Below are 1,528 nucleotides of genomic sequence, written 5' to 3' on the forward strand. Positions count from 1 at the left end.
ACGGTCTTTCCAACGACAAGTACACCGTCGCCATGGCCCGCACCATGGAGCCGCATTCGGCTTCCGCGCAGTTCTTCATCAACGTTGCCGACAACAGCTTCCTCAACCACAGCGCCAAAACCGCGCAAGGCTGGGGTTATGCAGTATTCGGTAAAGTGGTCGAAGGCAGCGACGTTGTCGACAAGATCAAAGGTGTTGCCACCACTATGAAGTCCGGTCATCAAGACGTGCCAGCAGAAGACGTGATCATCGAGAAAGCCGAGATCATTGAGTGATATTGCTGATTTCAGATTTGCATCTGGAAGAGGAGCGCCCGGATATTACCCGGGCGTTTCTGGATTTACTGAGCGGGCGTGCCCGCTCGGCGCAAGCGTTGTACATATTGGGAGATTTTTTCGAGGCATGGATCGGCGACGATGCCATGACCCCCTACCAGCTTTCCATTTGCCAGGCACTACGGGAACTCAGCGACAGCGGTACGCAGGTGTTCCTGATGCATGGCAATCGCGATTTCATGCTCGGCAAGGCCTTCTGCAAGGCCGCCGGGTGCACTCGGCTCAAAGACCCGAGCGTCGTTGAATTGAACGGCGAGCCGGTGCTGCTGATGCACGGCGACAGCCTCTGCACCCGCGACGAAGCCTATATGCGCATGCGCCGTTACCTGCGCAATCCCGTCACCTTGTTTATCCTGCGGCACCTGCCCTTGGGCACCCGGCACAAGCTGGCGCGCAAACTGCGCAGCGAAAGCCGCACCCAGACCCGGATGAAAGCCAACGACATCGTCGACGTGACCCCCGAGGAAATCCCGCGGATCATGCAGGAATACGGCGTACGCACCCTGGTCCACGGCCACACCCACCGCCCGGCCATCCACAAACTGCAGATCGGCGAGCAAGCGGCCAGACGCATTGTGCTGGGGGATTGGGACCGTCAGGGTTGGGCGTTGCAGGTGGATGAGCAAGGGTTTGCGTTGGCGCCGTTTGACTTCATAGCGCCGTAAAGATCAAAAGATCGCAGCCTGCGGCAGCTCCTTGTATCTCGACTATCGCTCCGCCAGGAGCGATAGTTCTCGACTGATCATCGAGGGAGGGATCTGGAAGCCGTGCAGCTCCTTAGGCCTAGAGCCTGCGACGTAGATCGTGCTCCAACCCTCCACACTCACTCGTATAGTTCGAACGGTATCTTGGGCCCGTCTCTGGCGAGAGCCCGCATTCGCAAGGTTGGACAGAGTGCAGTGATGATCACAATTGATCCAATTGGAGACGATCATGTCCGATTATGTTGGCGTCGACGCCGCTAAACACACCTTTGACATCGCCAAATACCTGCCTAACGGCAAACATAAAACCAAAGCCAAGCTGGCCAATGCAATCAAGGGGTTCGAGGAGTTCCACGCCTGGCTGCAGAAGCATGTCGAGCCTTCAGCCTTGATCGTGATGGAGGCCACCGGCATCTACCATGAAGCGCTGGCCGAGTTCTTGTACAACAAGGGCTATCGGGTCTGCGTCGTCAATCCTGCACAGACCAA

3 protein-coding genes are annotated in these 1,528 nt (G+C 57.4%); all 3 read left to right on the forward strand.

Translation table 11 applies throughout. The features are described 5' to 3' along the window. A partial coding sequence (locus tag F8N85_RS34110) for a peptidylprolyl isomerase (RefSeq protein ID WP_191636322.1) occupies positions 1–275 on the forward strand: 275 nt, incomplete at its 5' end. Then, positions 272–1,000 (forward strand): UDP-2,3-diacylglucosamine diphosphatase, encoded by a 729-nt coding sequence (gene lpxH / locus F8N85_RS34115; RefSeq protein ID WP_150806916.1) that lies wholly within the window; start codon positions 272–274, stop codon positions 998–1,000. The genes F8N85_RS34110 and lpxH, both read left to right, overlap by 4 nt. Before the next feature lie 268 nt (positions 1,001–1,268). Beyond that, positions 1,269–1,528: IS110 family transposase (locus F8N85_RS34120; protein ID WP_150806867.1), on the forward strand; the 260-nt coding region annotated here is incomplete at its 3' end.

The organism is Pseudomonas fluorescens, assembly GCF_902497875.1.
Classification (GTDB): Bacteria; Pseudomonadota; Gammaproteobacteria; order Pseudomonadales; family Pseudomonadaceae; genus Aquipseudomonas; species Aquipseudomonas fluorescens_BR.